Here is a 26,950-nt window from a genome sequence, read left to right as displayed (position 1 = left end):
TTTTTAAATTCTCCTATGCTTACATATTCATACTGAAGCGGTTTTCAGCATAGTTATATAGTCGACGCCAAAAAAGTTTATTTGAAGCAACCACTAAAATGCACATAACGATAACGCCAAGTAAGATGTTTGCAGTATGGTCTCCTTGAATATTAGTGTTATCTGTTATGTATGCACCTAATCCAGATGCTTGAATTATAGAGTTTTTACCCCAATTAATGTATTCGCAAACTATACTAGCATTCCAGGCACCGCCTGCAGCAGTAATAGCACCCGTTACATAGTATGGCATTACTGCAGGGAATAAGAATTTTTTCCATTTTGTAAAGCCTCTTAGCTGCATATTACTCGCAGCAAGTTTTAGTTCATCTGGAATTGCTGAAGCGCCAGCAATTACATTAAACAATATATACCATTGCGTGCCCAACGCCATTAGTACAATACACCATATATTAAAGTTGAGGTCAAAGGTAATTACTAAAGTACCAAATACCCCGTATAAAACATTGACTGGGAAAGCTGCAGCCATCTGAGCATAAGGTTGTACTTTTTGAGCAATTTTAGGGCGCATGCCAATCCAAACACCAATTGGAACCCAGATTATAGAAGTTATAACTATTAGGACTACTACACGTAATCCAGTACATAAGCCGTAGCCAAAAACTTGGATTGTTTGAGTGATACCAATACTACTGTTACCACCAAAAACTGTTTGATATGCAAAATAACATAGTGCAAATAACACAAGGCTTGTTATTGTGTACCATAGTATTTGGTTTAAGATAGTTTCTTTTTTTTCAGCTTTATGGTGCTTTTTTTGATTGAAAGCCTTAGTTAAATCTTTTTTTAGAAGTTTAAGATTAACGATATTACTTGTGGTTTTAGAAAAAACTGTTGTGAAAAATTTAACAGCAACTGATTTTTGTAAAACTTTTAGAAACCAAGATTCAGTATAAACTTCAGATTGGTTTTCTCCAAGAGTGAATTTTTCAGACCATGCAACTAGTGGTCTAAATAAGAGTTGGTCGTATAGTACAATGGTCACAAGCATCATTATGATTGCAGCTCCAACGGCACCAAAATCACGAGCGTTATTAGCTGCATCTATAAATGAACCAATACCTGGTAGATTGATAGGTATAGATTGTGATGCACTGAAGTTTACAACTATAGTTTCTGATGCAACTACCATGAACCAACAAGCTGACATCGACATCATTGTATTCCAAACTAAGCCTGGCATTGAAAAAGGTACTTCTAATTTCCAAAACCTTTGCCATGCAGAAAGCTGATACATATCAGCAGCTTCGCGAAGTTCTTTAGGTACTGTTTTAAGGGACTGATAAAAACTTAAGATCATATTCCAAACTTGTGCTGTAATAATTCCAAAGATAACGGCAGATTGAGCTCCCCATAATGAAGTTGGAAACAGTACTAAAAATCCTGTAATTGTAATGGCAAAAAAGCCTAAAATTGGAATGGATTGTAAAATATCTACGGCTGGGATAATTATGTTCTCAGCTCGTTTGCTTTTAGCTGCTAATGCACCAAATATAAAAGTTATTAGTAAAGAAAACCCTAAGCCTATAAACATTCGTATCGTTGTTTCTGCAGTGTAATATGGCAGGAGCCATATATCTAAAGCAATTGCTGAATGTTTTTGAACACTCACTTGGTTTGTATAATCAACAGCACCACCTAAACCAGATGTCGACCATACAAATAAACAGAGTATAAGAAGTATTACTGATAATGCCAATATATCCCACTTTGTACGCGAGATTCTTGATGACATATTTGCGTTATATAGCCTTTTCATATGTCAAATCACCTTTATTTAATTCTATGACGCACTAAGTATATGTTATTTGTAATGTTTTTTGTATTATTAATTTATATCCTTTTTTATGATAAAATTCTCTATTATCTTATTGTAGCAAAATCTTAAGCATATGAAAAAAGAGCAAAAAATCATCCGTGTTAAGCCAAATGAAAGAGTTTCTTGTCCAACAAAGTTTCACGAAAATTGGAACCTACACCCAAGAGTATTTATAGATTTAAAAGATAAAAAAATAAATACATGTCCTTATTGTGGTACAACATTTAAAGTTGAAAATTAATATTCACTATATTTGTTTTTTAGGGTATATGATGAGGTTTGGTTATGTTAGAATATAGTAGAAATTGTTTTTAGAAGGAAGTTGATAGCGATTTAAATGACTAACTATTTATTTAAACCTAAAACTTGGGGTGTATGGTTGGTCATTGGTATTATGTACTTTGGCTCAAAACTCCCTATTTTTTTCCAAAAAGGTATCGTTTTGACCTTGGGTTTTATTATTAAGCCTTTTTTACGCAGTCGAAATAATATAGCTAAAGAGAACCTTAAGATAGCGTACCCTGAAAAATCTGATGGTGAAATCGATCTTCTTGTAAGTAAAAGTTATCGCTCTATGGTTTTGTCTGGTCTTGAAACTACAGCTGCGTGGTTTATGACTAGAAAGAGATTTAAAAAAATAGATTTTGAGTGGGAAGAGGGTTCTTTAGAGCTTTTTAAAAAATACCATGATAACCCTGAAACAAATTTTATTGCCTTAGGTTTTCATTTTCATTGTATTGAAATTATCGGTAGGTACATTGGAGAAGAGTTTCCCCCCTTTACAGTTATGTATCAGAAAAATAGTAATGAATTGATAGAAGAGCTAATAAAAAAATATCGTGAAAAAAATCTATACAAATGTCTGGATAGCAAAAACTTCATATCTGTAATAAAAAGCCTTAAAAAAGGTTATTCGATGTGGTACGCTCCAGATCAGGATTTTGGACTTGAAAGCTCTGGCTATGAAAACTCTGTTTTTGCTCCATTTTTTGGGGAAATGTGCTCAACTTTAACAGTTACCCCATGGCTAGCAGAAAAAACTAAAGCCTCAGTTTTGCCTGTTTATTATGTGCGTGAAAAATGCTTGAAGAAATATAAGATAGTTTTTGGTGAGCCTTTAGAATTTACTGGGGATGCTTATCATGATGCTAAAATTACAAATGATTTTTTAGAATCAGCAGTGAGAAAATATCCAGAGCAGTATTTATGGCAACATCGTCGTTTTAGGACTAGACCAAATGGTGAGCCACAAATTTACTAAAAAGGTTATATATGCAAAATAAGAAAGGTTTTTCATTAGTTGAACTTATGGTTGTTATAGCTATTATTGCGATTTTAGCTAGTGTCGGCATACCTATGTATAATAACTACACTTTAAAAAGCCATCGTAGTGAAGCACAAGCTGAGCTATTATCAGCAGCTAATGCAGCAGATAGTTTTGAGATTCGTAATGGAGAGTTTCCATCAGGCAGTGATATAACTAGTTTCTGGAGAAGTGCTACAACTCAAAATGGATTTTATACACTTGCTTATTGTGGTGGGGGTGATCCTTCATGCCCAGATGTTGAGTATACCATTACAGCAACAGCAATAGGCTCTCAAACAAGCGATACTCCTTGTACCAATATAGAGTTAGAAGTTAATGGTGCTGTGACAAATAAAACGCCGGCAGAGTGCTGGAAGTAATTTATTATTTAAAAGGAATCTAATAATATGGCTAATTATAGTACAAATGAATTTAAAGGTGGTTTAAAAGTACTTATTGATGGTAACCCTTGTGTTATTGTTGAAAATGAGTTTGTAAAACCAGGCAAAGGTCAAGCATTTAACCGTGTTAAGATTAAAAACTTGATAAATGGAAGGGTTGTTGAGAAGACATTTAAGTCAGGTGAGTCTGTTGAAGCTGCTGATGTGGAAGAGCTTTCTGCTACTTATTCGTATTTTGATGGAGATAGCCATGTATTTATGCACCCAGAGACTTTTGAGCAGTACATGGTTTCTGAAGAAGCTTTAGGTGATACTAAGAAGTGGCTTAAAGACCAAGACGAGTATGAGATAACTCTTTTTAATAGTTTACCTATTTCGGTGACAGCTCCAAATTTTGTTAACCTTGAGATTGTAGAGACAGATCCAGGTTTAAAAGGTGATACTGCTGGTACAGGTGGTAAGCCTGCTACCTTATCTACAGGTGCTGTTGTAAGAGTCCCGTTATTTATTCAGATCGGTGAAATAATAAAAGTAGATACTCGTAATTCTACGTATGCTTCAAGAGTTAAGGGTTAATATGCAATCTGAAGATAACCTAGTTTGGCTTGACCTTGAAATGACAGGGCTTGATGTTGAAAAATGTAAAATTATTGAAATAGCAGCTATTATTACAGATAAGAAATTAAATGTGATTGCTGAAGCAGAACCGATAGCTATACATCAGTCTGATGAAATTATGGGTGGTATGGATGAATGGTGTACTACGACTCATGCTCAAACAGGTCTTACACAAAGAGTTAAAGAAAGTAGTTTTACCGTGGAGCAAGCAGAACAAGAAATAATTTCTTTTATTAGAAAATATGTCCCTTATCAAACATCGCCACTGTGTGGTAATTCTATTTGGCAAGATAGAAGATTTTTAAGTAAATATATGCCAAAAATTGATGATTACTGCCATTATAGAGTGCTTGATGTAACTAGTATCAAGCTACTCAATGACTATTGGGGTGGTAAAGAAAATTATCATAAACAAAATACTCATAAAGCTTTAGATGATATTCGTGAGTCGATTGGAGAGTTGAAGTTTTATAAGGAAAAGATTTTTAGTATATAAGGGAGTATATGATGCTCCAAAGCACTTTAAAAATACAATGTACCTATACCAATTTAGTATAGTTCTGATATAATGATGATAATCAAAATCATTTCCAAAAAACATATACGAGAGTAACTTATGAAATATGCTCTAGTTGGTAACCCTAATTGTGGGAAAACGACAATTTTTAATGCACTTACTGGTTTAAACCAAAAAGTAGGCAATTGGTCAGGTGTAACTGTAGATAAAAAAGTTGGTTTTTTTGAATCTAACAAGCAGAAAGTTGAAATAGTTGATATTCCAGGAATTTATTCATTAGCTGTATCTGATGAAAGCTCTATAGATGAGCAAATAGCGTATTCATACATAATCAACGATAAACCTAATGCAATTATAAATGTACTTGATGCTTCAAACTTAAATAGAAGTTTATACCTTACAATGCAGTTAATTGAGCTAGGACTACCGGTTATTCTAGTAGTGAATATGATTGATGTTGCAAATAAAAAGGGTGCAATTATTCATTATGATAAGCTTGAAAAAATGCTTGGTTGTAAAGTTTTACCTGTTATCGGATCAAAGGGTGTTGGTATAAAAGAGTTAAAAACTCTACTAGCAGAGCCTCAACAAGAATCGTTATTTGATTTAGCTAAGTATTATCCCGAGCAGGTTTTTGATATTCAGAAACTAATTTCAGGTTTCAGAGGCCGTGATTTAGGAAGCCTTTGGTTAGCAATGGAGTTTAGTGATAATCATAAAGTTCAATTATCAAGAGAAATATCAAAAGAAGAATTTGATAGGCTTGAGTCTTTATCACAAGAATTATCAGTTACTGATGTTGGTAAGGTTCGCCATAAAGCAGTAAAAGATATTTTAAATGAAGTAGTTGAGTATAAAAAAGTATCTAAATTTAATTTTACTGAAATATTGGATGCTATATGTATGAATAAGTATTTAGGTGTACCAATATTCTTATTTATCATGTATTTGATGTTTTTATTTTCGATTACTCTCGGTGGGGCGGTACAGCCTTTGTTTGATGATTTATCTCACGCAATATTTGTAGATGGTCTTGCTTACTATGCTAACATGGCTGGACTACCCGTAGAGGTGTCTGGAATTTTAGCAAATGGTTTAGGTACCGGTTTAAATACTGTTTTGGCATTTATCCCACAGATAGGCTTCTTATTTATATTTCTATCAGTTCTTGAAGATTCGGGATATATGTCTCGAGCTGCTTTTGTAATGGATAGATTTATGCAATCAATCGGACTTTCAGGAAAAGCTTTCGTACCTCTTATTGTGGGTTTTGGGTGTAATGTTGCATCTATAATGGCTGCTAGAACTTTAGAGACTCGTAAAGATAGATTGATGACACTAATGATGTCACCGTTTATGTCTTGCGGGGCTAGGCTCGCTATATTTTCTGTATTTGCTAGTGCATTCTTTCCACAGAATGGTGCGACTGTAATATTTTTGCTTTATCTGGCTGGAATAGTAGGTGCTATAGTTACAGGTTATGTTATTAAGTTTACTTTTTTAAAAGGCGATACGGCCCCATTCATATTAGATATTCCAAACTATCATATGCCTTCATTTAAAACAGTAATGATATATAGCTGGAATAGGCTTAAATCATTCTTAATCCGCGCAGGAAAGGTGATTGTACCAGTAGCTATAATTGTAGGTAGTTTAAATAGTATAACTGTCGGTAATAAAACTACCGCTTTAGAGTATGCAGGTAAGACTATTACTCCTGTTTTGAATCCTATGGGTATTAACAATGATAACTGGCCTGCGACGGTAGGTCTTATAACCGGGACCTTAGCTAAAGAGGTTGTCGTTGGAACACTTAATACTATTTATACGCAAGATGATAGTGATGGTATACCTACAAGTTTTAGTTTGATAAATAGTGTGAAAGAAGCCTGGGATACTACGATTGATAATGTTAAAGGAATAGATGTTGCTGTTCTTTTAAACCCTGTAAAAGCTAGTGAAGCTGATGCTAGTATGGATAAAGGTGCCATGGGTAATATGGTAACTAAATTTGGTTCTGTGTCTGCTGCCTTTGCATATTTGCTTTTTGTACTGCTTTATATTCCATGTATATCTGTAGTTGGTGCAATGGTTAGGGAGTCAACGCGTGGCTGGGCAATATTATCCGTACTTTGGAGTGTTTCCATAGCTTATGTATGTGCTGTGATAGCGTATCAGTTAGCGAATATATTTACTAACCCTGTTACAGCTATTGTAACCATAGCTTTTGCTATGGCTTATATGCTAGGTATTGTTTTTATAATGAAATATTTATCTACAAAAATAAATTTTGTTGCTAATCTTACTGGCTGTTCTAGCTGTAGTGCAAAAGGTTAATAAAAATATAAAAAATATTTATTTCCTCTCTAAAAATATGTTACTATCAAAATCAGGTGCGCTCGAGAGTGTATCGTAATCAACTGAATTTAAAATAAAAAACTTGAGAGGAGTTTTTATGTCAAAGTTTGTCTATGCCTTTAGTGAAGGCAATAAGTCTATGCGTGATTTGTTAGGTGGTAAAGGAGCTAATCTTAGTGAGATGCTAAATAGTGGACTACCTGTACCAGATGGTTTTACAGTAACTACAGAAGCTTGCTTGAAATACTATGATGATCGTCAAAAATTAGGTAAAGATGTTAGAAAGCAAATATTTGATCATGTTTCAGCGCTAGAGCAAAAGACAGGCAAAACATTTGGTAGTGGTAAAAATCCATTATTAGTATCTGTGCGATCTGGGGCTAGAGTTTCTATGCCTGGTATGATGGACACAGTACTAAACCTTGGTTTAAATGATAATGTTGCTAAATCAATGGTTGATAAGACAAATAACCCTCAGTTTGTTTATGATAGTTATAGAAGATTTATTATGATGTTCGCTGATGTTGTTAAGGACTGTGAGAAAAAACCATTTGATAAAATTCTTGATGAAAAAAAAGCTCAAAGAAAAGTTCAAAATGATTGTGATTTAAGTGCACAAGACTATAGAGATATAGTCGCAGAATATAAAAATATTTATAAGAATTTAGTGGGTAAAGAATTTCCTGTAGACCCTATTGAACAGTTGTTAGAGGCTGTAGAAGCAGTATTTAGGTCTTGGAATGCTGATAGAGCCATAATTTATAGAGAGATCAATAATATCTCAAATAACTGGGGTACGGCTGTAAATGTTCAGGAAATGGTTTATGGTAACTCAGGAAATAATTCTGGTACAGGTGTGGCATTTACGCGTAATCCTTCTACAGGTGAAAACAAACTTTTTGGTGAATACCTTATAAATGCTCAAGGTGAGGATGTAGTCGCTGGTACTAGAACTCCACAACCAATCTCTAGTTTAAAAGATGCTATGCCAGAGGTTTTTTCAGATTTTGTTAAAATTGCGAATAATCTTGAGAAAGTATATAAAAATATGCAAGATATGGAGTTTACTATCGAAGATGGTAAGCTTTTCATGTTACAAACTCGTAATGGTAAAAGAACAGCAAAAGCAGCTATTAAGATAGCTGTAGATATGGTTAAGGAAAAGCTTATAACTGATGAAGAAGCTGTAATGATGGTTGAACCTCAACTTCTTGAGCAACTACTTCATCCTAAATTTGATGAAAAAGCATTAGCTTCAAAAAGACCTCTTGGAACAGCTCTTGGTGCTTCTCCTGGTGCTGCTAGTGGTAGGATTTATTTTGATGTTGAATCTCTGCTTGCTGCAAAAGAGCGTGGAGAAGAAAAAACAATACTAGTAAGAATCGAAACATCGCCAGAAGATATCGCTGGGATGAATGCTTGTAATGGTATTTTAACTCTTCGAGGTGGGATGACTTCTCATGCTGCAGTTGTAGCTCGTGGTATGGGTAAATGTTGTGTGTCAGGCTTAGAAACAGCAAGAATTAATGAAGAGAAGAAGACTATCACTTTTGAGCGAGGTCAAGTATTTAGCGAAGGAGATTATCTTTCTTTAGATGGTACAAAAGGAGATGTTTATCGTGGTATCATCAAAACTGTAGACCCTGAAGTTACAGAAGACTTTGCAGAGTTTATGGAATTTGTTGATAGTGTGAGAAAACTTCGTGTAAGATGTAATGCTGATACTTTCCATGATGCTCAAATTGCTCGTCAATTTGGAGCAGAAGGAATAGGTCTTTGTCGAACTGAGCATATGTTCTTTGAAGAAGATAGAATTTCTTATGTAAGACAGATGATATTAGCTAAAGACCAAGCTGAAAGACAAAAAGCATTAGACAAACTTTTGCCAGTACAACAGCAAGATTTTGAAGAGCTCTTTGAGGCTATGGATGGTTTAGCTGTTACTATTAGATTTATTGATCCACCTTTACATGAATTTCTACCACGCGAAGCTGATGAGATAGAAGCATTAGCGAGAGAGTTTAAGATCAGTTATAGCGAGCTTGAGAATCGTATAGAATCTTTAAGTGAATCAAACCCTATGATGGGTCATCGTGGCTGTAGACTTGCTGTTACTTATCCTGAGATAATCGAAATGCAAACAAAGGCAATAATTTATGCTGCTATTTCATCTCAACGTATGGGTGTTAAAGTGATTCCTGAGTTAATGATACCTTTGGTTAGTACTCTTGGCGAATTTAAGTTGTTAGGTGGAATTATCCGAGAAACTGCAGAAATGATTATCAAGCGCGAAAAAGTAAGCCTTGAATATAAAGTTGGTGTGATGCTTGAAACGCCAAGGGGTGCAATAGGTGCAGGTATGCTAGCAGAGGCTGGGTGTGAGTTCTTCTCATTTGGTACAAATGATCTTACTCAGATGACTTTTGGCTTTAGTCGAGATGACGCAAATAAATTTATTAAAGACTATCTTGAAAAAGGTATTCTGAGTTTTGACCCATTTGCAAGACTAGATCCTAAGGGTGTTGGTAAGCTAATGGAAATAGCTAAAGAAAGTGTAAAAGCAGTAAACCCAACTGCTAAGATGGGTATTTGTGGTGAGCATGGTGGTGAACCTTACTCAGTAGCATTCTGTCATGACTTAGGTTTAGATTATGTATCTTGTTCTCCGTTTAGAGTGCCAGTTGCCAGGCTTTCTGCTGCTCAGGCTAAAATTTATGCAGATAATGATTAATTTGTTATTTAAGTAACGTTCTTATATAAACTTTCATTTTTTTAAAAAACTTCTAATCGACTAGACATAGTTTTTGATTCTGTTACGATACTTTTATCTTTTAATAATTGAAGTTACGGTGTGACTTCAGTTAATAATGTTTGTTGTAATTGGTGTTAAAACTATGTTGAGTATTATTCAAAGGGTTGAGTCTGCAAGTGTATCTATAGACAATAATAAAGTTGCAGATATTCGTCAGGGAATTTTGGCACTAATATGTGTTGAAAAAGATGATGGTGAAATAAACTTTGAAAAAATGGTCGATAAACTTATTAAATATCGTATATTTGAAGATGATAGCGGTAGAATGAATTTATCATTGCAAGATATTCAGGGTGAGATTATTATCGTACCACAATTTACATTAGCGGCAGATACAAAAAAAGGTAATCGCCCAAGCTTTAGTAGTGGGTGTAGCCCAGATATTGCTGAGGTTAAATTTATTGAATTTAAAAGGTTGTTTGAAAGTAAGTATTCAAAAGTTCAAGCTGGTATATTTGGAGCAGATATGAAAGTTTCTTTAGTCAATGATGGGCCAGTAACTTTTAGTTTTAAGGTGTGATAATGAAGAAAAAGATTTGTATAGTTGGTGGTAGTGGTGAAATGGGTCAAATGACACAAACTATATTTTCAAAGTATTTGCCTGAATATGAATTGACTATATTTGATGAAAGTGACTGGGGAAACCCTCGAGACAAACTTGCTAATCAAGATATTGTCTTACTTTCAGTTCCTATATTTCTAACAAATGAAATTATAAAAAAAGTAGTACCATTTCTTTCGCCGAATACAATTCTAGCAGACTATACAAGTATTAAAGCAGAGCCTCTTCAATCAATGCTTAAAAACTATAGTGGACCTGTGGTTGGTCTTCACCCTATATTTGGACCAACTATTTCTAATCCAGATAACCAAGTAATAGTGGTTTGTGATGGGCGGAGTAAAGGTAGGTATCAACACTTCATAAATGATTTAGCTAAAATTGGGTTTGAAATTGAAAATATGAAGGCAGAAGATCACGATGAGGCTATGACCTTTATACAAGGTGTTGAACATTTTAGTGTGTATTGTATGGGGCTTTTTTTAAAACAAAAAAACATTAACATTCAACAGATGTTAAAACTTGCTAGTCCAGTTTATAAGATGGAGCTAAATATTATTGGTAGACTATTTAGTCAAGGCCCTGGATTATATGCAGATATAATAATGTCTGATAAAAAACGTGAGCAAACTATAGGTGAGTTCGCGGAAGTTGTAAGCTCTAGTGCTAAAAAGGTTCAGCAACAAGATAAAGGTGATTTCATTAAAAATTTTAACACTGTAAAAGAGTGGATGGGAGACTTTGCTAATAGAGCTTATGAGGAAAGTGATAGACTTTTGATTGATAGAAAGTAATATGGAAATGTAAACTATAGTTTTTCTAAGGAGGGTTGTAAAATCTATAGTCTTATAAAACTAATCAAACCTTCTACTAGGATAAACGAAAAATATATTTATTTTATTGGTTTTCTATGCTAGAAAGCATATAATGTACTCTAAAGGTAAGTATAATTTATAAATATTTCTTATAAATTTTAAAGGTTGATAATAAATGGGTTTAGCAAGTAATAATTTTTGTGCAGTAGATCTTGGATCACATAAAGTCACAGTAGCAATTGGTCAAGTTGCTGAGGGAGATGGGATTAAGATTTTAGGCGTTAGTCAAAAGCGTTCGAAAGGCATTAGAAAGGGTTCTATAATTAATCTTGAAATGGCCATTGAAACTTTAAATGCAGCTTTAGATGAAGCAAAAAATATAGCTGGAGTCGAAATAAAAGAAATTACATTAGGAGTTGGTGGACCAACTATTTCTAGTTTTAATTCATACGGGTTAGCAGCTGTTGAAAATAGTGAGGTTACTATTGATGACCTTGCTATGGCAATAAAAACGGCAAAGGCTGTGCCAATGTCAGCAGATACAGAAACCTTACATGTATTACAAAGAGATTATGTTGTAGACGGGCAAACAGGTGTTACGGAACCCATCGGGATGTTTGCTGTAAGGCTTGAGTCAAATGTACATATTGTTGTAGCTTCCTCAAGGTTGTTGCAGAATGTAAGAAAGTGTGTGTCAAGTTGTGGTTACAAAATTAGTAACACAGTTGTTGAACAGTTAGCATCAAGCTCAGCTACACTTACAGAAAACGAGCGTGAGATGGGTGTTTGTTTAGTTAATATGGGCGCAGATACAACTAGTTTTTCGGTGTTTATAGAAGGCGGTATCTGTTTTACATCTACTTTAGCAATAGGTGGTAGTGATATTTCTTCAGATATATCTAAGGTATTTAGACTTCCTATTGAGGCGGCTGAAAGTTTAAAGTTACAGTATGGTTATGCTGCAAGTAAATACTTAAAAAATCCTGATGAAAAAATTGATATACCAAATTCTTTGGGAAATGCTAAAAAAAGAATTTCTTTACAGGATTTATCGCTTGTTATAGAAGCTAGAATTGAAGAGATGTTTGAATCTTTGTATTCTGAGTTAAACAGAAATGGTTTGTTAGAAATTATGTCTTCAGGAATAGTTTTTACAGGTGGTGGAGCTAAGATGAAGGGAGTTCCTAGGCTTGCAGAAGATATGTTCAAACTTCCTGTTAGAGTTGGCGGGCCTATAGAGGTTTCTGGCGCAAGTGAGGTTGTTCACAACCCTGCCTATTCAACTGTTGTTGGATTATTGAAATATGCTGTTGAGCATGATGATAGTGAGAAAGCGATAGAAAAAGTAGAAGAAGATGTTGCTGAATTGGGTAAACCTAAGAAGAAAAAAGTTGTTTCTTCTGTGAAGGGTTGGTTCTCTAATAATTTTTAAAAGTTTATAATTAAAAAGGTTAAAAACAAAGGAGTAAAAGTATGTTTGATTTTAATGACTCTATGGTATCAAGTGCCGTGATTAAAGTTATTGGTGTAGGTGGCGGTGGCGGTAATGCTGTTCAACACATGTGTGAAGAAGTCACTGATGTTGAGTTTTTTGCATTAAATACGGATGGCCAAGCGTTATCTAAATCAAAGGTTCAAAATGTTTTGCAAATTGGTACTAACCTTACAAAAGGTCTTGGTGCTGGAGCAAACCCTGAAATTGGTAAAAGAGCTGCTACAGAAGATAGAGCTAAGATTGAGCAACTTTTAGAAGGTGCCGATATGGTATTTATTACTGCTGGTATGGGTGGTGGTACAGGTACAGGTGGTGCTCCAGTTGTTGCTGAAGTTGCAAAAGAGATGGGTATACTGACAGTTGCTGTAGTCACTAAGCCATTCCCTTTTGAAGGTCCAAGAAGAATGAAAGCTGCTGAGTATGGTGTAGATGAACTTACACAGTTTGTTGATTCTATAATCACGGTTCCTAATGAAAAATTATTAAGCGTGCTTGGCAAAGGAGCATCTCTTTTAGATGCATTTAATGCTACAAATGATGTATTAGGTAATGCTGTAAAAGGTGTTTCTGAGCTTATAACTAAGCCTGGTCTTATTAACGTCGATTTCGCTGATGTTAGAGCTGTAATGACTGATATGGGTCTTGCTATGATGGGTATGGGCGAAGCTGCTGGTGAAAACAGAGCTCGTGAAGCCGCAGAAGCTGCTATATCAAGTCCATTACTTGAAGATATTAATTTAGATGGTGCTAAAGGCGTAATAGTGAATATTACAGCTGGTATGGACATGACTATTGGTGAATTTGAAGAGGTTGGTGAAGTTATTAGATCATTTATTTCTGATGATGCTATTGTTATTGCCGGTACTGTGATTGATATGGATATGTCTGACACTATGAAAGTTACAGTTGTTGTTACTGGTATTGAAAAAGTAGCTATGAAAAAAGGTTTTGGTATTGAAAAAAATGCTCAACAACCATCTAGAGATAATAATACAAATAAGCCGGCGGCATCATTCTTAAGAAAAGAGACAGAAGTTGCTGGTAATAATCCAAGTCAAAATTCTAACCCTCAAGATACTCATAAGTCTGACATTCCTAGCTTCTTGAGAAGAAAATAATTTTTTTAAGCTCTTAACTCTGTGACGAAAAGTTATAGGGTTTAGCAAATAAATTCTCTTGTATACTAAACTAACAAAAGGGTAGACAATGAATCAAAAAACTATTTCTAAAGAATTCTCCGTAACAGGTATTGGTTTACATTCGGGGGTTGATGTTTCTATGATTGTTAAGCCAGCAGATATTAATTCAGGTATAGTGTTTAGAAGAGCAGATCTAAATCCTGTAGTTGATATCAAGGTTACACCATCGAGTATTAAAGAGGCGGTAATGTGTACTCTTTTAACGAAAGATGGAGATCAAAGCTTATCAGTGTCAACAATTGAGCATCTGATGTCTGCTTTTGCAATGTTTGAGGTTGATAATGTACTTATAGAAGTTAATGCTCCTGAACTTCCTGTAATGGATGGTAGCTCATATGAGTTTACACAAATTTTGACTGAAACGGGTATACAGGAGCAACCAGCTCCAAGACAAGGTATCAAGATATTAAAGCTTGTGCGTGTTGAGCATGAAGATAAGTTTGCAGAAGTTTTGCCTAGTGATACTTTAACTTATGAGTTTAAGATAGAGTGGGATCATCCTGTTATAGCTGCTACAAACGACCATATAGTTTTTAAATACGATCTTGATGAATATATTAAGATGGTATCCAAAGCACGAACATTTGGCTTCTATGAGCAATTAGAGTACTTACATCAAAATAATCTTGCAAAAGGTGCTTCACTAGATAATGCTGTTGGCATATCGAATGAAGGAGTTTTAAATGATGGTGGACTTCGTTATGATGATGAGTTTGTTCGACATAAACTTTTGGATGCTATAGGTGACTTTTATGTTGGTGGCTATATAGAAGGGCATTTTAACTGCTATAAGTCTGGCCATACGCTTAATAACAAACTCCTTCACGCAATCTTTGCAGATGAAAGTGCATGGACATATATCTAAAAATCTATTATATATCTGATGTAAGGTATATCAAAAATATATCAAAACTTCCTAAATACTTAATCTATTTAAGTAATATATCTTTATGAAATATAAGAATGTTGTATTTTGAGATTAATGAAATATTCTCAAAGCCTTACAAGAAGAGTTTAGCTTGATTTAGTGATTTGATTTTCTTAAAACGGGATATCATCATCGAAGTTGTTAGAATTGATTTCTGCAAAATCAGGCATTTTATTTTGTTGTTGAGGCTGCTTATTAAAATTGTTGTTATTTGCTTGCTGATTATTATTTGAATAATTAGAGTTGTTGTTTTGGTAGTTTGAATCACCACTTTGACTTCCACCGCCAATAAACTCAAAGCTACTAGCAATAATATCTGTAGAGTACTGAGTATTACCATTTTTATCTTGATATTTACTTGTGCGAAGTCTACCTTCTATAAAAAGCTGAGAACCTTTTCTAGTATATTTTTGGATAGCTTCAGCACCTTTGCCAAATACTACAATTCTATGCCATTCTGTTGTTAGGTTATCACCATAACCATCATTAGTAGCAATACTTAGTGTTGCTACAGTAGTACCATTTTGAGTAGTCCTTACTTCAGGATCATTTCCTAATCTACCTAATATTGTTACTTTGTTTACAGTTCCTTTAGCCATTTATTTTCTCCTTTTCATAAGCACAAATATAGTGCTGTTATTTGATAACTACATACTGAATATTACAGCAAAAGTTTCTAAAATTCACCCTTGATTGCAAAACTTATTTCTTCATAACAAAAACCATTGTACGCTAAATAGTTCATTGCTTTTTGTTTTAGCTTTAAATCTGTTTGAAATAATGAAGTGTTTTTGTATTTTTTGTTAAGACATTTTGAGCATTGTTCAAACCAGTCAATCTCTAACTCATCAAAAGTATTATTAACTAGTTCGCCACTTAGACCTTTTTGGTAAATTGCACTATTTGTAATACGTTTTTTGCCACGAAACTTATTTACTTCATTACGAATAAAAGTCTCAGCGAATCTTTTATCACAAAGCCATTTGTTTTTTTCAAACTCATCTAATAAAGAGTCTATTTCATTTGGAGAAATATTCTCTCTTAGGTGTAATTTGTCAGAAAGTTGCTTGCGAGAATATTCTTGTTTAGCTAGAAGGTATAAAAGATAATTTCTTTCTTTAGATAAGCTCATCTTGAGTATTAGCTTTTACTTTTGATTTTTTTGTTTCTGATTTGACTGGTGCTTTTGGCTCTTGAGTTTCTTTAGCGTATTTATGAGGCATAAGTAACTCTAAAAGTTTACGCTCAATCTCGTCACGAATCTCAGTATTTTCTTTAAGATAATCTTTTGATTTTTCTTTACCTTGACCAATTTTACTACCATTATAGCTATACCAAGCACCTGATTTTTCAACGATACCATGCTTAGCACCTAGATCAACAAGTTCTGCTTCAAGAGATATTCCCTCACCATATATAAGTTCAAACTCACATTGTCTAAAAGGAGGAGCTACTTTGTTTTTAACTATCTTAACTTTGATAGCGTTACCATTTACAACATCACCATCCTTAATGGCAGCACCTTTACGAACTTCTAATCTTACAGAAGAGTAAAACTTAAGAGCATTACCGCCTGTAGTAGTTTCAGGATTGCCAAACATTACACCAATCTTCATACGAATTTGGTTAATAAACATTACAAGAGTATTTGAGCGTTTGATATTTGCAGTAAGTTTACGTAAAGCTTGAGACATAAGCCTAGCTTGTAACCCCATGTGAGAGTCACCCATATCACCTTCAATCTCTGCTTTAGGAGTAAGTGCTGCCACTGAATCTACTACAACTATATCTACACCACCAGAACGCACCAACATATCTGCTATCTCTAAAGCTTGCTCACCTGTATCAGGTTGTGAAATAATTAGATTATCTACATCTACGCCTAAAAGTTTTGCATATTTAGGGTCTAATGCATGTTCAGCATCAATAAAAGCAGCTGTACCGCCTTGCTTTTGGCATTGAGCTATAGCAAGCAAGGTTAATGTGGTTTTACCAGAAGATTCGTGACCGTATATTTCTATGATACGACCTTTAGGATAACCGCCAATACCAAGAGCGACATCAAGTGCAATCACACCTGCAGGAATCACTTCAATATCATGGTTTGCTTGTTGCTCACCTAATTTCATTACAGCACCTTTACCGAACTGCTTTTCAATTTGTGATAGTGCTGACTCTAAAGCTTTTTCTTTACTCATGTTGACCTCTATGAAGTTAGTGTTTTTTACCATCTTCAGCATTAGCTAAAGAGTCTTGATACATTGCATCAAAGTTTACTGCGGATAAGCATAATTGTGGGAAGCCACCAGAGTTTACTAAGTCTGAAATAGCCTCACGAGCATAGTGGTAAAGGATATTTGGACAAAAAGCTTGCTTAGCATGTTCAATCTGGCCTTCTTCCATATTTGCTACAGTAAATATACCAGCTTGCTTAACCTCTATTTCAAAAGCTACAACCCCATCATTTTCAACTTTAACCTCTACTGTTAGCTCACTTTCATAAGTATTTTCTTCTGGCAAGTTTTGAGCATTTACTTTTAAGTCAGTATGAAGTTGTGGTTTCCATTCTGTAGTCCAAATTTTATCTGAATTTGGCACTGAAAAAGATAAATCTTTTACATAAACTTTTTGTATCTGGAATTGTGGTTGTTGTTGATCCATTATTACAATCCTTGTTTGTTTATTGAATTATTTAGAGAGTGATTTCACTGGGTAGCTTGCTTGTAGCCATGCGCTTAAGCCACCTTTTAATGTATATACCTGCTCAAAACCTTCTTTACGTAATACAAGCATTGATTTTTCAGGTTGGTTTCCATATATTACTATAGGTTTAGCCTTGTATTTTGCTAGTTTTTTATGTTTTTCACTTAGTTCATTCGCAGTAATATTATGCGCACCAATAATATGAGCATTTATAAAAGACTCTTGATCTCTAGTATCTAGATATATACCTTTATTTCTGTTTACAACTAATACAGCATCAGCAACAGAAAGATTGTATTGAGATTTTTTTGTTTGAGTCAATTCAAAGATTATATAAATAGCTAATATTAATATAAATGAAAGGCAAAACAATAAGTTTTGTGATACGAAAGTTCCTATATTTTCCATGATTATTTTCTTATTTCTATGATTTTAGTTATGATATCTAAATATAGATTATACATAGCTTTCGATATAAAAAAAAGAAGCTTTTTGATATTAGGATAAAAGGATTTTTTAAAGAAGGAAGATTTGAGTAGAAACTACTTCATTTTAGCAACTATTTCTTTAGTTACATCAATGCTATCTACATTATATAGGCTCATTTCAGCTGGCAATATAGCATCAAGTTGTTTTTCTTTTGCAACATCAGCAGAAGCTTTAGTTAAAGAAGCTTTAAATGCATCAGCATCATCAGAAGCCATTTTTTGAACTTGGTTCATAAGGTCTTGGTATTGCTTCATAGCTTTTTCAAGATCAGCCTGAGCTTGAGCTTTATCAGTGTTTTCAGCTTTATCTGCAGTAGCAGCATCTTTTTGATCACCTTTTGCATCGTCATTAGCAACATCATCTTTCTCTTCAGTATAAGAGTTTACTTTTTGCTGTAATGTAGTGATGTTCTTTTTAAGCTCATCCATTTGAGGTTTTAGTTTTTTCTCATCAGCTGTTACTTTAGCTTTACCAAGAGGAGAAGTTTCAAATACGTCTTGAACATTTGCAAAACCGACACCGCCAGCAAAAGCTGAAGTTGCAGATATAAGTAAACCGCCGGCGATAGCTGCACCTAAGATAGTTTTTTTCATATTTATTTCCTTGTTGTTTTTGTTTTTAAACACTTGTTAATTATCGATTATAGTCATGGTTTTTAGATGTTTCAATACTAATTGTTAATTATTTCATACTAAAGCCAGTTTCTGAAAGAGCTTTATAATAAATAGATGAACCTAGTTTTTGAGATAAATCTGTGAAGAAGTCTTGGGGTTCGGTGTAGTCAATAATATCAAGGTCATTATATTTATCTCGTTTAAGCTTATTGACAGAAGAAAAGCCGTCTATTAACCCAATTTTTTTTGCCTCTATACCGCTGAAAGGTTCTCCTGAGAAGGTGGTGTTCATTGATTTGTTTTTTAGTCTATCACCTCGAGATTTTTCAACAGCTTCAATGAATACTTGGTGAGTTTCATTTAGTAGTTTTTCAAAGTCTTTGGTTTGTTCATCGTTTTTAGGAGCAAAGGGATCTAGGAAGTTTTTGTTTTTACCTGCAGCATATGTTCTTCTTTCTACACCTAGCTTCTTCATCAGTTCTGTGAAACCAAAACTATTACCAATTACACCTATAGATCCAGTGAGAGACATTTTATTTGCATAGATTTCTTTTGCTCCAGCTGCGATATAGTAACCACCACTTGCACATATATCTGTACAGATTGCATACATAGGTATTTTAGGGTGCTTTTGTTGTAAGTATTTCATATGTTCGTAGATATCGTCAGATTGGACAGGCGATCCTCCTGGGCTATTTATTTCAATGAAGACAGCCTTAGTTTTTTTATTACTATAAGCATTATCAAGGCTTTCGTTGATGCGTTCAGCATTAGCTGCTGAGTCACTTGCGATTACCCCATCTATTTTTACTAAGGCAATATGTTGTTTTAGATCTTTAGAAGAACTAAATAAGCTAGGAATAAATGCAACAATAATCACTAGCAAAATAAGTGCTCTTATGATGAATCGCCACCGTCTACGACTCCTCATATCGTTTATATGTACTTTTGCAAGTTCTTCTAATGTTTCATTTGATATATTTCTTTCCATTTCCAGCCTATATTTGTTAATATTCTCAATCATAATTGTAAGCTATAGTAACTGATAATAGTACTGTTTTGATTGGAGAAAATAAAATGCCTCTTTCATTAGATGAAAAAGCAAAAAAACTAGGTCTGGAAAATATTAGTAAGCATATATTTTTATGTTGTGATCAGGAGAGACAAAAGTGCTGTAATGGCGAAGAGTCTTTAAGATCTTGGGAGTATCTCAAGGCTAGACTTAATGAATTAAATTTAGCTCAGAATGGCCATATATATAGGTCGAAAACTTACTGTCTAAGAATTTGTCAAAAAGGGCCTGTGGCAGTTGTTCATCCTGATAATGTTTGGTATCACTCATGTACTCCTGATGTCTTAGAAGAAATCATACAAAAGCATTTGATTGGTGGTGAGGTGGTTGAGGAGTATGTTTTTGCTGCGAGTGAGGGTTTGTAGTATTTAGTATATTTTTACTGAGGAAGGGTGTTATTTAATAATTTCAGAAACCATACATCTTGCAGTGCCGCCCCCAACATCTTCGATAGTTTTAACACTACATGCTAGTCTTTCACAATATTGATCTATCATTTGTGTTTGGTTTTCCGTTAAACCCATATTTGCTGTCGCTGAGAGTATTAAAAAACTTCTGCCTTGAGCATTTTTTACTTCTAGGTTGTTGCAACATCTTAGGGATATTTGTTTCTTTGAAAGGTCTATGATAGTTTTTCCAGAATCTTGTAGCGCTTTAGCCACAATATCTCTTTCTTTTTCGCATTTAATAGACTCAAGGCATACAAAAATTAGTTTTTCGCCGATACTTAATATTTGTGTTGTTTGGTATATGGGTTTGTTTTTATGGTCTAATGCTGTAAATGTTATTAAATCAAAGCCTAATTCATCAGCAACCTTTTGAGCTAATTCTTTATCGCCACGTCTAGATAATGATAAAAATATCTTCTTATGAGTCTTATCAAAAACCATTGCAGCATTACCTTCTAAATGTCTTGAGAAATCACCACGAAAATCTTTGATTTTATAATCTAGTCCTAACTTTTCCTTGAGAAGATTTTTGAGTTTTTGAGGTTCAACTTCTGCTCGTCGTATTGCAGATAAAAGAGGGTAAACAAATAGGTAATGTTTGCCGTCTATCTTATGAGTTGACAACCAGTCATTTACAAACACAGCATCTGGTGAGTCTGAATCTGACTTCATTATAATGATATTTATGTTCCTTGACCTAAGGTAGTTTATCATTTCATAAAACTCATCTTTTGCCATGGCTTGTAGAGTTTGTGAGTTTAGACTTGATTCTTGCTGAAAAGAGTTATCTTCATAACATTCTTGATTAAAACCAAAATTATTTGGTTCGACCATTAGTACTGTATCTGATACTTGTTCGTGCATATTACAGAAAACCTTACGGTAATGAATATTAACTATACGATATATAAATTGAAAAATCTATTAAATAGCTTTTAAGTTGTAAGAAAAATCAAGCTTTTTCAAAAACACTGAAATCAAATTCAAATTCATTTTTGCTGTCTTGAGCAAAGTTTTTATGAGCTATTCGTTTGTATTTTTGTTCGTTCCATTTAGGGAAAAAAGCATCTAAGTTTGTTAGTTCGGCGTTTACTTTTGTGATATATAGCCTATCGGCATGCGGTAAAAACTCATTATAAATTTGAGCGCCACCAATTATAAATATTTCGTAGTGAGGTTTTGATTTTGCAAAGTTTAGTATTTCTTGCACACTATTTATAATTAAGCATTTTTCCTGCGTATATTCTTTGTCCCTAGTTAGGATTATGTTTTTGCGATTAGGTAAAGGGCGGCCGATTGATTCAAAAGTTTTTCTGCCCATTACTATATAATTATGTTCTGTTATTTTTTTGAAATTTTTTAAATCTTCTGATAGCTTCCAAGCAAGAGTGTTTTCTCTGCCTATGCCAAAATTTTTATCGTAAGCGACTATTAAAGAGATCATGATTTTATGGGTAAAGATTTTTTTATTATTGTAACATTTTATATATTAATTTCGCCCAATAATTAAGAGATATTGTTAATATTTGTTTTTTGTACGAGTTTAAGTGTGATAGAATATGCGGGCTTAAGTTTTAAAACTGAGTAATTGTTTAATTAAAAAAATCATGTATCTTAAAATTAAAATATGATTTCAAAGGGTGTCTATAGTGGATATTTGAAGTCATAAAGGTACTAGATATAACCCATAATAAGGAAAATAAAATGTCTTTAATGAAAGAAATGTTAGAAGCTGGTGTTCACTTTGGTCACAAAAAAGCTTTCTGGAACCCTCAAATGAATGAATTCATCTTTGGTATTAACCATGGTGTTCATATTATTAACCTTGAGAAATCAGTTCCATTGTTCCAAGATGCAGTAAACTTTGTTGGTAAAACTGTAGCTAATGGCGGTAAAGTTATGTTTGTTGGCACAAAGCGTCAAGCTCAAAACATTATCGAAGAGCAAGCTACTAGATGTGGTATGCCGTTTGTAAGCCATAGATGGTTAGGTGGAATGCTTACTAACTACAAAACAGTTAAGCAATCTATCAAAAGATTAGCGCAGTTAGAGAAAATGAGAGACGATGGTACTTTTGAATCTTTAACTAAAAAAGAAATGCTACAAAACATGAGAACTATCGAGAAGCTTGAAAAAGTTCTTGGTGGTATTAAAGAAATGGGTGGTATTCCTGATGCAATCGTTGTTATTGATAGTAATAAAGAGCACATCGCTATTCAAGAAGCTCAAAAATTAGGTATTAAAGTAGTGTCTGTTGTAGATACTAACTCAAACCCTGAAGGTATTGACTATATTATTCCTGGTAATGATGATGCTGTTAAAGCAATCACATTCTATATGAATAAGTTTGCTGACGCTATTATTGATGCTCAAGGTTTAGATAGAGCAGTAGTAGCTAAAGGTGAAGAAGTACAAGAACAACAAGCTAACTAAATAGGATTTATAAAACAATGTCTAATATTTCTGCTAAATTAGTAAAAGAACTTAGAGAAAGAACTGGTGCTGGCATGATGGAGTGTAAAAAAGCTCTAGTTGCCACTGAAGGTGATATTGAAAAAGCTGCTGAAGAAATGAGAATTTCTGGACAAGCAAAAGCTGATAAGAAAGCGTCTCGTGTTGCTGCTGAAGGTGTAATTGAAGCTTATGCAGCTGATGGCAGAGCTGTTTTGATTGAGATCAACTCAGAGACTGACTTTGTAGCTCGTGATGATAGCTTTAAAGCATTTGCTACTGCTGCAGTAAAAGCTGCACATGCTGCTAATGCTAAAACTATAGAAGCAGTCCTAGAAGCTGATATGGGTGGCGAAACTGTTGAGCAAGCTAGAAAAAATCTAGTTGCTAAAATAGGTGAAAACATTCAGGTTCGTAGAATGAAAGCTGTAGAAGCTGAAACTTTAGGAGCTTATGTTCATGGTGGTAAAATCGGTGTTGTTGCTGCATTAGAAGGCGGTAGTGAAGATCTTGCTAAAGATATCGCTATGCATGTTGCTGCAGTAAATCCTATGGTTGTATCTGGTGAAGATGTTCCTGCAGATGTGGTGGCTAAAGAAAAAGAAATTTTCACGGCTCAAGCAAAAGAAAGTGGTAAGCCTGCTGAAATCATCGAAAAAATGATTGGTGGTAGAATCCGTAAGTTCTTGGATGAAGTTGCACTTTTAGGTCAAGCTTTCGTTAAAGATCCAAATGTAAAGGTTGAACAACTTGTTAAGCAAAATAATGCTAAAGTTGTAAGTTTTATCCGTCTGGATGTTGGTGAAGGTATTGAGAAAAAAGAAGAAGACTTTGCTGCTGAGGTAATGAACCAAATCAAAGGTTAATATATGTCTAGCGATACGCAAGATCTATCTAAAAATGCTCCCAAGCTTAAAAGAATTCTTATTAAGCTTAGTGGAGAATCACTTTCTGCAGATCAAAGCTTTGGAATAAGCGTTGATTCTGCAAAACCTATTCTTAAACAAATCAAAACTCTTGTGGATTCAGGAATTGAGGTTGCTATAGTTATTGGTGGTGGAAATATTCTGCGAGGAGGTAGGGCTGATTTTGGTGACAAAATACGCCGAGCTACAGCTGACTCAATGGGTATGATTGCTACTATGATAAATGCTCTTGCTTTACGCGATATGTTGATAAGCGAGGGTGTTGATACCGAGATTTTTTCAGCAAAAGGAGTTGATGGTTTGATAAAATCAGCCTCAGCTCATGAGTTTAATCAAGTTATGGCTTGTGGTAAGGTTGTAGTTTTTGCTGGTGGCACAGGTAACCCCTACGTAACTACAGATACTACAGCAAGCTTGCGTGCTATAGAGATTGGTGCAGATGCATTGCTAAAAGCAACTACAGTTGATGGTGTGTATGATAGGGATCCTAATAAGCACTCTGATGCTAAGCGCTATGAGTCAATAAGTTTTGATGAAGTTGTTGCAAAAGAGTTAAGCGTGATGGATCTGGGAGCATTTACACAATGTAGAGATTTTAATCTACCAATATATGTGTTTGATATGTCTCAACCTGACGCTTTACTTGATGCGGTAACTACCTCTAAGTATGGTACCTGGGTTGGTTTAGGTTAAATTTAAAAGGAAATTTTTAATATGATTAACGAAATTCTTCAAGATGCTGAAGTTCGTATGAATAAGTCTTTGGATGTTTTGGCTGATGATTTGGCTAAAATTAGAACAGGTCGAGCACATCCGGATATTTTAGCTCATGTGACTATAGACTATTATGGCACTCCAACTTCGATTACTCAGGTTGCTAATGTTAATGTTTTAGATGCTAGAACTTTAGGTATTACCCCGTGGGAAAAAGGGTTGTCTGGTCAAATAGAGAAGGCTATTATTACTTCTGATTTGGGTTTAAACCCTACAAACTTAGGAGATAGTTTGCGAGTACCTATGCCTGCGTTAAATGAAGAGCGTAGAAAAGAGCTTGTGAAACTTGTTAAGTCTGAGACTGAAAATGGTAGAATTTCTATCCGTAATATTCGTCGTGATGCTAACGGGGATATCAAAGATCTTCTTAAAGAAAAAGAAATCAATGAAGATGAAGCAAAAAGAGCAGAAGCTGGTATTCAAAAAATTACAGATAAAATGATTGCTCAAGCAGATTCTCTGGCTGCTAAAAAAGAGCAGGATTTAATGGCTGTTTAGTCTTTATCTATAATAACTCTTGTATTTCTTATTATCTTTTTTTATCATTTATATAGTCTAATTTTACTGTAGTTATAAATGTCCAAAGCTGAGGAAAACTCACTCAAGCATATTGCTATCATTATGGATGGTAATGGTCGTTGGGCAAAATCACGGTTTAAACCTCGAATATTTGGTCATAGAAAGGCTGTCAAAAGTGTTGATGCTGTTATTGAATATTGTGCGGAAAACGCCATAGAGGTACTTACACTTTTTGCTTTTGGGAGAGATAATTGGTCACGACCTCAGGATGAGGTTGATGATCTAATGAAGCTTTTTTGTAAAACTCTTGAAGAAAAGAGCTCTAAACTTCATCAAAATAATATAAAGTTAAATGTGATTGGAGATAAGAGTCGCTTATCGCAAGAGCTGTTGAAAGAAATTGATGAGTCAGAAGAGCTTACAAGAAATAATAGTGGTTTAAATCTGCGACTAGCTGTTGACTATGCTGGTAGATGGGATATTTTGCAAGCTATACAAAAAATGGTCGAAGATGGAGTTGTGTGTAAGGAAAATACTGGTTTATTGACAAATTCAAAGCTTGAAAGCTATTTGCTAGCTGGAGAAGTACCGGTTGATTTGCTTATTAGGACAAGTGGAGAAGTTAGGTTGAGTGACTTTATGCTTTGGCAAGTTGCTTATGCTGAAATGTATTTTACAGATGTGATGTGGCCTGATTTTGATAAAGAAGAAATGAAAAAAGCTACAGATTGTTTTTATGGTAGACAACGCCGTTTTGGTCGTAGTGGTGAACAAATTTAAAAAATAAGAGGATTTTATGGGACAAAGAATATTAACTGGGGTAGTTCTTGCGGCTATTATCTTTGCTTTTTTATTGTATGCTACAGATTATTTATTTGGGGTTGGTGTTTTTTTGCTGGCTATATTGGCAGCAATAGAATGGTTAAAGTTTGCAAATACTTCTGAGGATAAAATAACAAGAAATCTGGTTATTTTTGGGGTTGCGACATTTGTTGTTTCAGGATTTTTTGAGTATGTTATGTATGTGTTTCCAGTTTTTTGGTTATATGCAATCTTTAAGCTATCTCAATATGAAAGGAATAAAATAAGTACATTAGATCGTTCACAAATTCTTGTTATGGGTCTTTTTGCTATAGCACCCTTTTGTGCATCATTGTATATTTTGCATAGTAATGGAGTTGCTTGGATATTTATGTTTATCCTTGTTGTTGCAGCAGCAGATAGCGGTGCTTATTTTACAGGCAAGGCTATTGGCAAGAGAAAGATGTTGCCACGCTTAAGTCCAAATAAAACTATTGAAGGTTTGTTGGGTGGATTGATTTGCTCTGTGCTTGTGTCAGTAGTTTTCTTGTTTTATATGGAGTTAACAGTTACACAATATATAGCGATGATGATAATAAGTGCTTTAGTGGCAGTACTGTCTGTTATTGGTGATGTCTTTGAGAGTATGATGAAGAGAATTGCTGGTGTCAAAGATAGTGGTAATTTATTGCCTGGGCATGGTGGTGTACTTGATAGGCTTGATGGTTATATGCCGGCATTACCAATTTTTGTATTGCTTGGTTATTTATGTGGCGTGTTTGTGATATAGTGTACATAGTTATTTTGTAGGATTTGATTATGAAAATTCAAATGAAGATACTTGATGAAAAAATCAAGGGCATACCTCAATATGGTACAACTGGTTCAGCAGCTATTGATTTAAATGCTTGTGTTGAAGGTGATGTAGTCTTAAAGTCAGGTGAGTGTAAGCTTGTTGGAACAGGTGTGGCGATTCATGTGGCTGATCCAAACTATGCAGCTTTAATTCTTCCTCGCTCTGGACTGGGGCATAAAAAAGGTTTAGTGCTTGGGAATGGTACAGGGTTGATAGATTCTGATTATCAAGGAGAGCTAAAAGTTTCGTGTTTTAATAGGTCTCAGCAAGATATAGTGATAGAGCCTCTAATGAGATTTGCTCAACTGGTTATTGTTCCAGTTGTTCAAGCTGATTTTGAGCTTGTTGATGATTTTACATCAGACTCAAGTCGTGGAGCTGGTGGATTTGGCCATACAGGAGCCTAAAG

30 protein-coding genes are annotated in these 26,950 nt (G+C 34.4%); 20 read left to right on the top strand and 10 right to left on the bottom strand.

Annotation, left to right across the window (positions count from 1 at the left end; all coding sequences use genetic code 11):
• Nucleotides 1-19: 19 nt before the first annotated feature.
• Nucleotides 20-1,819, bottom strand: coding sequence for an ABC transporter permease subunit (locus FLM55_RS05105; RefSeq protein WP_178948332.1), 1,800 nt, complete (start codon nucleotides 1,817-1,819; stop codon nucleotides 20-22).
• 133 nt (nucleotides 1,820-1,952) lie between these two features.
• On the opposite strand from FLM55_RS05105, the gene FLM55_RS05100 reads away from it, so the two are divergent.
• The 12 genes from FLM55_RS05100 (at nucleotide 1,953) to lpxC (ending at nucleotide 14,824) form a co-directional block, all read left to right on the top strand.
• Complete coding sequence (locus FLM55_RS05100; RefSeq protein ID WP_112869231.1) at nucleotides 1,953-2,120, top strand: zinc-finger domain-containing protein; 168 nt, start codon at nucleotides 1,953-1,955, stop codon at nucleotides 2,118-2,120.
• Between the two features lie 96 nt (nucleotides 2,121-2,216).
• Entirely contained in the window at nucleotides 2,217-3,140 is a 924-nt protein-coding gene (locus FLM55_RS05095; protein WP_178948331.1) for a lysophospholipid acyltransferase family protein, read from the top strand.
• Nucleotides 3,141-3,151: 11 nt separating this feature from the next.
• Nucleotides 3,152-3,565, top strand: a complete 414-nt coding sequence (locus tag FLM55_RS05090; RefSeq protein WP_178948330.1) for a type IV pilin protein — start codon at nucleotides 3,152-3,154, stop codon at nucleotides 3,563-3,565.
• 27 nt (nucleotides 3,566-3,592) lie between these two features.
• Entirely contained in the window at nucleotides 3,593-4,162 is a 570-nt protein-coding gene (gene efp, locus FLM55_RS05085) for an elongation factor P (RefSeq protein ID WP_178948329.1), read from the top strand.
• A gap of 1 nt (nucleotide 4,163) precedes the next feature.
• Entirely contained in the window at nucleotides 4,164-4,700 is a 537-nt protein-coding gene (gene orn / locus FLM55_RS05080) for an oligoribonuclease (protein ID WP_178948328.1), read from the top strand.
• 120 nt (nucleotides 4,701-4,820) lie between these two features.
• Nucleotides 4,821-7,058, top strand: a complete 2,238-nt coding sequence (feoB, locus tag FLM55_RS05075) for a Fe(2+) transporter permease subunit FeoB (RefSeq protein WP_178948327.1) — start codon at nucleotides 4,821-4,823, stop codon at nucleotides 7,056-7,058.
• 118 nt (nucleotides 7,059-7,176) lie between these two features.
• On the top strand, nucleotides 7,177-9,810 hold the full coding sequence (ppdK, locus tag FLM55_RS05070; protein WP_178948326.1) for a pyruvate, phosphate dikinase: 2,634 nt from the start codon (nucleotides 7,177-7,179) through the stop codon (nucleotides 9,808-9,810).
• 163 nt (nucleotides 9,811-9,973) lie between these two features.
• Nucleotides 9,974-10,411 (top strand): D-aminoacyl-tRNA deacylase, encoded by a 438-nt coding sequence (gene dtd / locus FLM55_RS05065; protein WP_178949071.1) that lies wholly within the window; start codon nucleotides 9,974-9,976, stop codon nucleotides 10,409-10,411.
• Nucleotides 10,412-10,413: 2 nt separating this feature from the next.
• Nucleotides 10,414-11,244, top strand: a complete 831-nt coding sequence (gene tyrA, locus FLM55_RS05060) for a bifunctional chorismate mutase/prephenate dehydrogenase (protein ID WP_178948325.1) — start codon at nucleotides 10,414-10,416, stop codon at nucleotides 11,242-11,244.
• 196 nt (nucleotides 11,245-11,440) lie between these two features.
• A complete protein-coding gene (gene ftsA, locus FLM55_RS05055; protein WP_178948324.1) occupies nucleotides 11,441-12,697 on the top strand; it encodes a cell division protein FtsA in 1,257 nt (418 codons plus the stop codon).
• 41 nt (nucleotides 12,698-12,738) lie between these two features.
• Nucleotides 12,739-13,878 (top strand): cell division protein FtsZ, encoded by a 1,140-nt coding sequence (gene ftsZ / locus FLM55_RS05050; protein ID WP_112869241.1) that lies wholly within the window; start codon nucleotides 12,739-12,741, stop codon nucleotides 13,876-13,878.
• An 88-nt stretch (nucleotides 13,879-13,966) separates the two neighbouring features.
• The gene (lpxC, locus tag FLM55_RS05045; RefSeq protein ID WP_178948323.1) at nucleotides 13,967-14,824 is read left to right on the top strand and encodes a UDP-3-O-acyl-N-acetylglucosamine deacetylase; all 858 of its coding nucleotides are present in this window, start codon (nucleotides 13,967-13,969) and stop codon (nucleotides 14,822-14,824) included.
• Nucleotides 14,825-15,000: 176 nt separating this feature from the next.
• Here lpxC and FLM55_RS05040 read toward each other — a convergent pair whose 3' ends face one another.
• The 7 genes from FLM55_RS05040 to FLM55_RS05010 form a co-directional block, all read right to left on the bottom strand.
• Nucleotides 15,001-15,486 carry a single-stranded DNA-binding protein gene (locus FLM55_RS05040; RefSeq protein WP_178948322.1) on the bottom strand — a complete coding sequence of 162 codons (486 nt, stop codon included), beginning with the start codon at nucleotides 15,484-15,486 and terminating at the stop codon, nucleotides 15,001-15,003.
• A gap of 77 nt (nucleotides 15,487-15,563) precedes the next feature.
• On the bottom strand, nucleotides 15,564-16,019 hold the full coding sequence (locus FLM55_RS05035; protein ID WP_178948321.1) for a regulatory protein RecX: 456 nt from the start codon (nucleotides 16,017-16,019) through the stop codon (nucleotides 15,564-15,566).
• Nucleotides 16,006-17,085 (bottom strand): recombinase RecA, encoded by a 1,080-nt coding sequence (recA, locus tag FLM55_RS05030; RefSeq protein ID WP_178948320.1) that lies wholly within the window; start codon nucleotides 17,083-17,085, stop codon nucleotides 16,006-16,008. Before recA ends, FLM55_RS05035 begins: the two co-directional genes overlap by 14 nt.
• A 16-nt stretch (nucleotides 17,086-17,101) precedes the next feature.
• Nucleotides 17,102-17,548 (bottom strand): protein-export chaperone SecB, encoded by a 447-nt coding sequence (gene secB, locus FLM55_RS05025; protein ID WP_112869245.1) that lies wholly within the window; start codon nucleotides 17,546-17,548, stop codon nucleotides 17,102-17,104.
• A 27-nt stretch (nucleotides 17,549-17,575) separates the two neighbouring features.
• A complete protein-coding gene (locus FLM55_RS05020; RefSeq protein WP_112869246.1) occupies nucleotides 17,576-17,998 on the bottom strand; it encodes a rhodanese-like domain-containing protein in 423 nt (140 codons plus the stop codon).
• 134 nt (nucleotides 17,999-18,132) lie between these two features.
• Nucleotides 18,133-18,672: an OmpH family outer membrane protein gene (locus FLM55_RS05015; protein ID WP_112869247.1), complete on the bottom strand. Its 540-nt coding sequence runs from the start codon at nucleotides 18,670-18,672 to the stop codon at nucleotides 18,133-18,135.
• 88 nt (nucleotides 18,673-18,760) lie between these two features.
• On the bottom strand, nucleotides 18,761-19,684 hold the full coding sequence (locus FLM55_RS05010) for a S49 family peptidase (RefSeq protein WP_178949070.1): 924 nt from the start codon (nucleotides 19,682-19,684) through the stop codon (nucleotides 18,761-18,763).
• An 86-nt stretch (nucleotides 19,685-19,770) separates the two neighbouring features.
• Between FLM55_RS05010 and FLM55_RS05005 the strand changes: the two genes are divergently transcribed.
• A complete protein-coding gene (locus FLM55_RS05005; protein ID WP_178948319.1) occupies nucleotides 19,771-20,130 on the top strand; it encodes a ferredoxin in 360 nt (119 codons plus the stop codon).
• A 30-nt stretch (nucleotides 20,131-20,160) separates the two neighbouring features.
• On the opposite strand, the gene FLM55_RS05000 is transcribed toward FLM55_RS05005, so the two are convergent.
• A complete protein-coding gene (locus FLM55_RS05000) occupies nucleotides 20,161-21,078 on the bottom strand; it encodes an arginine deiminase-related protein (protein ID WP_178948318.1) in 918 nt (305 codons plus the stop codon).
• A gap of 88 nt (nucleotides 21,079-21,166) precedes the next feature.
• Nucleotides 21,167-21,658, bottom strand: a complete 492-nt coding sequence (locus FLM55_RS04995; RefSeq protein WP_178948317.1) for a dihydrofolate reductase — start codon at nucleotides 21,656-21,658, stop codon at nucleotides 21,167-21,169.
• A 260-nt stretch (nucleotides 21,659-21,918) separates the two neighbouring features.
• Between FLM55_RS04995 and rpsB the strand changes: the two genes are divergently transcribed.
• The 7 genes from rpsB to dut all read left to right on the top strand — a co-directional run bounded on the left by rpsB (nucleotide 21,919) and on the right by dut (nucleotide 26,948).
• Entirely contained in the window at nucleotides 21,919-22,647 is a 729-nt protein-coding gene (gene rpsB / locus FLM55_RS04990; RefSeq protein WP_112869251.1) for a 30S ribosomal protein S2, read from the top strand.
• A 17-nt stretch (nucleotides 22,648-22,664) separates the two neighbouring features.
• Complete coding sequence (tsf, locus tag FLM55_RS04985; protein WP_178948316.1) at nucleotides 22,665-23,531, top strand: translation elongation factor Ts; 867 nt, start codon at nucleotides 22,665-22,667, stop codon at nucleotides 23,529-23,531.
• A gap of 3 nt (nucleotides 23,532-23,534) precedes the next feature.
• Nucleotides 23,535-24,284 carry a UMP kinase gene (pyrH, locus tag FLM55_RS04980; RefSeq protein ID WP_178948315.1) on the top strand — a complete coding sequence of 250 codons (750 nt, stop codon included), beginning with the start codon at nucleotides 23,535-23,537 and terminating at the stop codon, nucleotides 24,282-24,284.
• A 21-nt stretch (nucleotides 24,285-24,305) separates the two neighbouring features.
• Nucleotides 24,306-24,863: a ribosome recycling factor gene (gene frr, locus FLM55_RS04975; RefSeq protein ID WP_178948314.1), complete on the top strand. Its 558-nt coding sequence runs from the start codon at nucleotides 24,306-24,308 to the stop codon at nucleotides 24,861-24,863.
• A gap of 78 nt (nucleotides 24,864-24,941) precedes the next feature.
• Nucleotides 24,942-25,664 carry a polyprenyl diphosphate synthase gene (gene uppS / locus FLM55_RS04970; RefSeq protein WP_178948313.1) on the top strand — a complete coding sequence of 241 codons (723 nt, stop codon included), beginning with the start codon at nucleotides 24,942-24,944 and terminating at the stop codon, nucleotides 25,662-25,664.
• A 16-nt stretch (nucleotides 25,665-25,680) separates the two neighbouring features.
• Nucleotides 25,681-26,475, top strand: coding sequence for a phosphatidate cytidylyltransferase (locus FLM55_RS04965; protein WP_178948312.1), 795 nt, complete (start codon nucleotides 25,681-25,683; stop codon nucleotides 26,473-26,475).
• A gap of 29 nt (nucleotides 26,476-26,504) precedes the next feature.
• Nucleotides 26,505-26,948 (top strand): dUTP diphosphatase, encoded by a 444-nt coding sequence (gene dut, locus FLM55_RS04960; protein WP_178948311.1) that lies wholly within the window; start codon nucleotides 26,505-26,507, stop codon nucleotides 26,946-26,948.
• Nucleotides 26,949-26,950: the final 2 nt, after the last annotated feature.

This window comes from Francisella sp. Scap27 (genome assembly GCF_013394105.1).
Taxonomy (GTDB): domain Bacteria; phylum Pseudomonadota; class Gammaproteobacteria; order Francisellales; family Francisellaceae; genus Francisella; species Francisella adeliensis.
This window is presented reverse-complemented; position numbering and strand designations above follow the sequence as displayed.

Coding starts and splice junctions, on each gene's coding strand:
- feoB (WP_178948327.1), top strand. CDS start 4,821: ATGAAATATGCTCTAGTTGGTAACCCTAATTGTGGGAAAACGACAATT.
- FLM55_RS05005 (WP_178948319.1), top strand. CDS start 19,771: ATGCCTCTTTCATTAGATGAAAAAGCAAAAAAACTAGGTCTGGAAAAT.
- secB (WP_112869245.1), bottom strand. CDS start 17,548: ATGGATCAACAACAACCACAATTCCAGATACAAAAAGTTTATGTAAAA.
- FLM55_RS05105 (WP_178948332.1), bottom strand. CDS start 1,819: ATGAAAAGGCTATATAACGCAAATATGTCATCAAGAATCTCGCGTACA.
- orn (WP_178948328.1), top strand. CDS start 4,164: ATGCAATCTGAAGATAACCTAGTTTGGCTTGACCTTGAAATGACAGGG.
- dut (WP_178948311.1), top strand. CDS start 26,505: ATGAAAATTCAAATGAAGATACTTGATGAAAAAATCAAGGGCATACCT.
- ppdK (WP_178948326.1), top strand. CDS start 7,177: ATGTCAAAGTTTGTCTATGCCTTTAGTGAAGGCAATAAGTCTATGCGT.
- uppS (WP_178948313.1), top strand. CDS start 24,942: ATGTCCAAAGCTGAGGAAAACTCACTCAAGCATATTGCTATCATTATG.
- tyrA (WP_178948325.1), top strand. CDS start 10,414: ATGAAGAAAAAGATTTGTATAGTTGGTGGTAGTGGTGAAATGGGTCAA.
- FLM55_RS05000 (WP_178948318.1), bottom strand. CDS start 21,078: ATGCACGAACAAGTATCAGATACAGTACTAATGGTCGAACCAAATAAT.
- ftsA (WP_178948324.1), top strand. CDS start 11,441: ATGGGTTTAGCAAGTAATAATTTTTGTGCAGTAGATCTTGGATCACAT.
- efp (WP_178948329.1), top strand. CDS start 3,593: ATGGCTAATTATAGTACAAATGAATTTAAAGGTGGTTTAAAAGTACTT.
- FLM55_RS05100 (WP_112869231.1), top strand. CDS start 1,953: ATGAAAAAAGAGCAAAAAATCATCCGTGTTAAGCCAAATGAAAGAGTT.
- FLM55_RS05090 (WP_178948330.1), top strand. CDS start 3,152: ATGCAAAATAAGAAAGGTTTTTCATTAGTTGAACTTATGGTTGTTATA.
- FLM55_RS05020 (WP_112869246.1), bottom strand. CDS start 17,998: ATGGAAAATATAGGAACTTTCGTATCACAAAACTTATTGTTTTGCCTT.
- tsf (WP_178948316.1), top strand. CDS start 22,665: ATGTCTAATATTTCTGCTAAATTAGTAAAAGAACTTAGAGAAAGAACT.
- FLM55_RS04965 (WP_178948312.1), top strand. CDS start 25,681: ATGGGACAAAGAATATTAACTGGGGTAGTTCTTGCGGCTATTATCTTT.
- FLM55_RS05040 (WP_178948322.1), bottom strand. CDS start 15,486: ATGGCTAAAGGAACTGTAAACAAAGTAACAATATTAGGTAGATTAGGA.
- FLM55_RS05035 (WP_178948321.1), bottom strand. CDS start 16,019: ATGAGCTTATCTAAAGAAAGAAATTATCTTTTATACCTTCTAGCTAAA.
- rpsB (WP_112869251.1), top strand. CDS start 21,919: ATGTCTTTAATGAAAGAAATGTTAGAAGCTGGTGTTCACTTTGGTCAC.
- FLM55_RS05095 (WP_178948331.1), top strand. CDS start 2,217: ATGACTAACTATTTATTTAAACCTAAAACTTGGGGTGTATGGTTGGTC.
- FLM55_RS05010 (WP_178949070.1), bottom strand. CDS start 19,684: ATGGAAAGAAATATATCAAATGAAACATTAGAAGAACTTGCAAAAGTA.
- dtd (WP_178949071.1), top strand. CDS start 9,974: ATGTTGAGTATTATTCAAAGGGTTGAGTCTGCAAGTGTATCTATAGAC.
- pyrH (WP_178948315.1), top strand. CDS start 23,535: ATGTCTAGCGATACGCAAGATCTATCTAAAAATGCTCCCAAGCTTAAA.
- recA (WP_178948320.1), bottom strand. CDS start 17,085: ATGAGTAAAGAAAAAGCTTTAGAGTCAGCACTATCACAAATTGAAAAG.
- FLM55_RS04995 (WP_178948317.1), bottom strand. CDS start 21,658: ATGATCTCTTTAATAGTCGCTTACGATAAAAATTTTGGCATAGGCAGA.
- FLM55_RS05015 (WP_112869247.1), bottom strand. CDS start 18,672: ATGAAAAAAACTATCTTAGGTGCAGCTATCGCCGGCGGTTTACTTATA.
- frr (WP_178948314.1), top strand. CDS start 24,306: ATGATTAACGAAATTCTTCAAGATGCTGAAGTTCGTATGAATAAGTCT.
- ftsZ (WP_112869241.1), top strand. CDS start 12,739: ATGTTTGATTTTAATGACTCTATGGTATCAAGTGCCGTGATTAAAGTT.
- lpxC (WP_178948323.1), top strand. CDS start 13,967: ATGAATCAAAAAACTATTTCTAAAGAATTCTCCGTAACAGGTATTGGT.